This window comes from Kitasatospora sp. NPDC059571 (assembly GCF_042735675.1).
Classification (GTDB): domain Bacteria; phylum Actinomycetota; class Actinomycetes; order Streptomycetales; family Streptomycetaceae; genus Kitasatospora.
This window is the reverse complement of sequence record NZ_JBHWBW010000443.1, coordinates 467-6,571: the sequence shown is the minus strand read 5'-3', so window position 1 is coordinate 6,571 and position 6,105 is coordinate 467. Positions and strand designations below refer to the sequence as shown.

The following is a 6,105-nucleotide window of genomic DNA, read 5'->3' as shown; positions in this document are numbered from 1 at the left end:
GCCCCCCCGCGCCCGGGGGGGGGGTGCTCTGTTCCTCTCCCCGGCCCGGGCGGGGGCGCCCCCGGGGGGGGGCCACCCCCCCCCCCGGGGGCCGCAGCTGTTCAGCGGGTACTGGCCGGCGGCGCACCGACCGGCCGGCTGGCACGCCACCGGGGACCGGGGGTTCGTCCACGACGGCCAGCTGTACGTCGTGGGCCGGAGCGACGACGTCCTCGTCCATCACGGCAGGAACTTCTACCCGGCGGACGTCATCGCGGCCTGCGAGGACGTCCCCGGCCTGCGGCCCGGGCGCTGCGCGGCGATCGGCGTCACGGACGCGGACTCCGAGGAGCGGGTGTGCCTGGTGGCGGAGCTTGCGGCCGGCCCCGGCACGCCCCCGGCCGCCGAGGTGGCCGCCCGGGTGCGGCGGCGGCTCGCGAGCGTCCTGGACCTGTACGTCTCCGAGGTCGTCCTGCTGCCCGCGGGCACCCTGCCCGTGACGACCAGCGGGAAGCTGCGCGTCGGCGAGACCGGGCGGCGCCTCGCCCGGGGGACGCTCCCCCGCCTGCCGGCGACCGGCGCGGCCGGCCTGCCGGAACGAACGAATGAACCAGCGGACATCTGAGGGAAGAGGAACCGTGCACGCTCCGACTCTGGCCCCGTGGGTCGGCGACCCCGCTGCCTTCGCCACCACGTACTGGCGCCGCCGGCCGGGCGTCTTCCGACCGGCGGAGGGCCTGCGCAGCCCGTTCACCCTGGCCGACGTCGACGCCGCGCTCGCCACCGGATTCCTGCCCGAGCCGTACGTGGAGATGGCGCGCGCCGAGGATCCGCTCGGCCCCGACACCTACCTGTCACCGCGGGCGGTGAACGGCTCCTCGTACGGCGGGTTCGCCGACGAGACGAAGATCCGGGCCCTGCTGGCGGACGGCGCGACCCTGCTGATGCGCCGGCTCGACCAGTGGCACGGCCCGACCCGGGACCTGCTCGCCAGGCTCTCCGCCGAACTCCAGCGGGCGGTGGAGGCGTTCTGCTTCGTGACGCCCGCCGGTACGCAGGGCGTGCCCCTGCACCGCGACGACGCCGACGTCCTCGTCCTCCAGCTCAACGGCAGCAAGTCCTGGCGCGTCCACGAGGGTCCGGCGGACGGCAACTGGCGGCAGGGCCGGGTCGAGGGCGAACCCCCGGCGGAGGTGCTGCGGACCACCCTGCGCGCCGGCGAGGTGCTCTACATCCCCCGGGGCTACGCCCACCAGGCCGTCGGTGACGAAGGACTGTCGGTGCACCTCTCGCTGACCATCCGCGAGATCCACACGGGCGACCTGTTCCGCAGCCTCCAGAAGCTCACCGCGAGGTCCATGAGCATCGAGACCCGGCCGCTGGACGACGACGCCGTGCTGGCCGCGGCCACCGCGATGCTCGACCACGTCCGCACGGCCGTCACCGCCCTCACCCCAGAGGACCTGGTGCACCACGCCCGGCGCGGAAAGCTGGCCGCACTGCCCGCACCGCGCTCGCCGATCTCCCTGTCCGCGGCGGCCGCTGATGCGGCGACGACCGCCGCGGCCGGGAGTCCATCGCCTGCGAGCTGACCTGCCGCCCGTCGGGCGCCTTCGCAGGAACCGTGAGAGCACGGCTCACTCGGCATCCGAGAGCTCATGACGGCACATCACGCCCGACATGAGCTATCATCGCTTGATCATCTTTGATGGGGACCCTAGGAGCCGGTCGGATAGACGCTGATCTCGACGAGATTGCCGTCCGGGTCCCGCACGTACACGCTCTCGATCGGCCCCAGCGCCCCGGTCCGCTGGACAGGACCCTCTTCCAGCTGCACGCCCCGCCGTTTGAGCTCGTCCAGGACCTCGCCGAACGGCGGGTCAACGATGAAGCACAGGTCAGCACTACCGGGCGTGGCCCGTCGGGCCTTCGGTTCGAACTCACTGCCCGCGCGATGAAGGTTGATTTTGCTCTCGCCGAACGCCAGCGCCCGCCGTCCGGCACCGAAAGTGACCGCTTCCATGCCGAGCAGGCCGACATAGAAGTCAATCGTGGCGTCGATGTCCTCGACCGTCAGTACCAGATGATCGAGCCGTTGGATTCGCATGGTCCCGACTCTAACCAGAGACGACTGACCTGCGGCATCCTCCCTGGGCTGCCGGTCGCCGTCACGGTTACGGCCGGTCACTTCACCACGGTCACGCTCGCGTTCGACTCCGGCATCCGCTGACGGACGGGGCCCCGTTCCCCGATTCGACGTTGAGGCCCGAGAACCGACGGTCCACGAGTACCGTCCAAGGCGCACAACGACACCGACGTGGGGAGAGCAGAGGAATGGCCGGACGGAACGCGGCACTCGGGGCGGTGGCCCTGTTCATCGTGCTCGGTGGGACGGCGGCGGGCTGCGGCCCCGGCCCGCGCCCGGCCGGGCCGCCCCCGCCGTCCCGCAGCGCGACGAGCCCCTCCCGCTCCACCGATCCCGCGGGCGGCGGCGCGAATCCCGGATCGGTCGTGCCGCAGGGGCCATCGACGCCGGCGTCGTCCAGTGCCGTGAGCACACCGGTCGGTCCGGCATCCGCTCCTCCGACCGGCCCGGTTGCGCCCCGGCCCACGATCACGCCGTCCAACGACCCGGAGAACCCGGTCGACCTGCGGCACCGTCCGCCCGCCCCACCCTCCCGACCGGCCCGGTGAACCTCGACGCCAAGGGCCTGCTCGACCGCGAGCAGGTCGGTCCGATCGTTCACCTCGACCAACGGCGGCACCTCGTGGAGCTCCACCGTGCCGGTCGCCGGCGTCTCCTCGCACGGCGTCGCGGGCCGCCTGCGCGACGGCGAGGGCCTGCCCTCGGCCGAGATCGACGCCATCGGGAAGATCTAGGTGGCGTGGCAGGACTGCCGGTTCCGCTCCGGCTGCCCGGCGACGACACCGTGTACGCCACCTCGGCCGACGGCGCCACCTGGAGCACGTCGCAGACCGTCGCCGGGCCGATGTCCCTGCCGCAGATCGCCTCCACCACCCAGGGCCGCATGGTCGGCGACTACATCTCCACCTCCGTGGTGAACGGCAAGGCCGTGGCGATCTTCGCCGTCGGCAAGGCCCCCGCCAACGGTCAGGCCTTCGACGAGGCCATGTACGCCGTTGACCTTCACCGTGCCCGACCGGGAACGGAGTCTGCCCACGGCCGTTCGCCGCTGACCGTTCCGGCCCCGCCCACCGGCCTCGGCCAGAGGCTGGGGGCGTTCCCACTTTTCATATGTCCATTCACTGTTTTGGATTTTGAAGATTCGTTACGTGTGGCACCCTTCCCGCCGCGCGTGCCACCCGGGAGGCTTCGAGCGACTCTTCGCCGAGGCGCGCGACCGGTGCCCCGGCCATTCCCGGGAGGAATCCGCACCGTGCCCAACAGGCAACGACGCCAGCTCTTCATGTGCGCCGTCACACTGACCGCACTCGGCCTGACCACCAGCCAGGCCCTCGCCGCACCCGCCCCCAGGCCGCGCCCCTGGCAGGCGCGCCACCTCGCCGACATCGCCCACCAGCACGCCCAGAAGTCCAGGGCGGGCGAACTCGGCCCGCTGTCCGCCGCCAAGGCCGACGGCGGCGGTGCGGACGACGGCGACGAGGCGGAGAACTCCGCCGAGGCCACCGAACAGTTCACCGAGGCCCGCACCGCCCCCGGCGTCGTCGCACCGGGCGCCTACGGCGCCGCCTGGGCCCAGCTCCAGTCGATGCCGCACACCGCCGGCACCTGGAACCAGGTCACGGACAAGCCCTACAACTCGGACGACCCGCGCTACCGCGACGTCAACTCCAACTCCAGCGGCGGCTCCGGCAACGTCACGGGCCGGATCACCGGCATCGCCGCGGACGACGACGGCTACGTCTACGCGGGCGGCGCCAACGGCGGCGTCTTCCGCTCCCGCACCGGCGGCGGCCACTGGCAGGCCATCTCCGACAAGCTGCCCTCGCTGTCCACCGGCGCCCTGAACCTCGACGGCACGGGCCGCCTCTGGTACGCCACCGGCGAGTCCAACACCGGCGCCACCTCCTACGTCGGCACCGGCGTGTACGTTCTCGCGGACCCCCAGCACGGCGAGTTCCAGCCCGGCAACCGGGTCGGCGGCGCCGAGCTCGAGTCCACCACCATCCACGCCCTGCGCTTCGCCGGCGGCAGGGTGTGGGCCGCCACCAGCCGCGGCGTGTGGAGCCACTCCACCACCGACCTGAGCGGCCCGTGGACCCTGGAGTTCGCCCCGAACCCGAGCTACCTGCCCGGCGGCGCCGACGCCAAGGCGCCCAACGCCCCGTACAAGAACATCGCCAACGACATCGCCATCGACCCCAAGGACCCCTCGAAGGTCGTCCTCGCGGTCGGCTGGCGCAGCGGCGACACGTACAACGGCTTCTACGCCAAGGCGGCCGACGGCACCTGGCAGCGGGTCAGCTCGCTCGGCGACCTGCCCACCGGGGCCGGCGATGTCGGCAACGTGACCTTCGCCCGCTCGAAGGACGGCTCGCGCTACTACGCGATCGACCAGTCGCCGACCAAGCTGACCAGCGACCCGGACAGCGGTTTGCAGGGCGTGTACGTGTCCAAGTCCGGCTCCCCGTTCGGTCCGTGGACGCTGATCGCCGACAAGGACAAGCTCAAGGGCTCCGGCTCGGCGCTGCAGGACCCGGGCTACCAGCCGGGCATCCAGTCCTGGTACAACCAGTTCCTCCAGGTCGACCCGAACAACGCCGACCACGTCTACCTCGGTCTCGAGGAGGTCTTCGAGACCAAGAACGGCGGCGCCAGCTGGATCACCCCCGGCCCGTACTGGAACTTCGGCTTCCCCTGCTGGTCGATCGACCCGGCCAAGCAGACCGGCGACTGCTCCCCGACCACGCACTCCGACCAGCACGCCGTGGCGGTCGGCAGCTACCACGGGAAGACGAGCGTGTACGTCGGCAACGACGGCGGCATCTACAGCCGTCCGCTGAACGGAGCGGTGGACTCCGGTGGCCACGCCAAGGACTGGAAGTCCCTCAACGACGGCACCATCGACACCCTCCAGTACTACTCGGTGGGTGTCGGCACCGACCCGGCCGGCCACGGTGTCGCCGTCAGCGGCGGCCTCCAGGACAACGGCGAGTCGATCCTCCGCGCCCGCGACAAGGTGATGGGCTCCAACTTCGGCGGCGACGGCGGCGACACCATCGTCGACCCGAACAACGGGTGCAACGTCGCCGCCGAGTACGTGTACCTGGCCGTGTCCGTCACCCAGAACTGCGCCGTCAACGACGGCTCCTGGTCCACCGACCCCACCAAGGCCACTACCTACGCCGTCGCCCCGCCCGACAACCAGCTCGGCGGCGCCGGCGCCCGCTTCATCGCACCGATCACCACCGACGACAGGAACACGAACACCTGGGTCGCCGGCGGCCGGCACGTGTGGGTCCAGGACAAGGGCTTCGCGATCCGCAGCGGCGACGAGTGGAAGGCCGCCTACGACCTGGGCGCCGGCCACGTCGCCACCGCCGTCGCCGCCTCCGGCGGCACCGTCTACGCCGGCTGGTGCGGCCCCTGCAACAACCAGGGCTTCACCCGCGGCATCGCCACCGGCAACGCCGACGGCACCGGCTGGCACCAGCTGAACCTGCCGGTCGACGGCGCGATGCCCAACCGGTACGTCTCCTCGCTCGCCGTCGACCCGGCCGACGCCCAGCACGTCTACGTCTCCTTCAGCGGGTTCTCCCGGAGCTGGACCGAGGGCCCCGGCGCGGGCGTCGGCCACGTCTTCGAGAGCCGCGACGGCGGCGCCACCTGGACGGACCTCTCCGCCAACCTCCCCGACGTGCCCGCCGACTCCCTGCGCCTCCTGCCGAACGGCGGCCTGGCCCTCGGCACCGACCTCGCCGCCTTCTACCGCGCCCCCGGGGCGAAGAACTGGCAGGTCATCGGCGACAACCTGCCCACCACCACGGTCATGCAGCTCAGGACAGGCCCCGACGGCCGGCTCTACGCCGCCACCCACGGCCGCGGTATCTGGTCCATCGACCCGAGCCGCCTCGGCCGCGGACACCACGGCCAGGAGGGCTGACCCCATCCGGCAGCGGCAACGCCGGTGTCCGGCCCGGTAC

3 protein-coding genes and 1 pseudogene are annotated in these 6,105 nt (G+C 72.3%); 3 read left to right on the top strand and 1 reads right to left on the bottom strand.

The features are described from left to right. A pseudogene (locus ACFV0G_RS32320) lies at positions 1 to 604 on the top strand (hypothetical protein); the annotation flags it as partial. 13 nt (positions 605 to 617) lie between these two features. Then, complete coding sequence (locus ACFV0G_RS32315) at positions 618 to 1,571, top strand: JmjC domain-containing protein (RefSeq protein WP_380555697.1); 954 nt, start codon at positions 618 to 620, stop codon at positions 1,569 to 1,571. A 125-nt stretch (positions 1,572 to 1,696) separates the two neighbouring features. Here ACFV0G_RS32315 and ACFV0G_RS32310 read toward each other — a convergent pair whose 3' ends face one another. After that, entirely contained in the window at positions 1,697 to 2,086 is a 390-nt protein-coding gene (locus ACFV0G_RS32310) for a VOC family protein (RefSeq protein WP_380555695.1), read from the bottom strand. Positions 2,087 to 3,407: 1,321 nt separating this feature from the next. On the opposite strand from ACFV0G_RS32310, the gene ACFV0G_RS32305 reads away from it, so the two are divergent. After that, entirely contained in the window at positions 3,408 to 6,065 is a 2,658-nt protein-coding gene (locus ACFV0G_RS32305) for a glycosyl hydrolase (RefSeq protein WP_380555699.1), read from the top strand. The last annotated feature ends 40 nt before the right edge of the window (positions 6,066 to 6,105 follow it).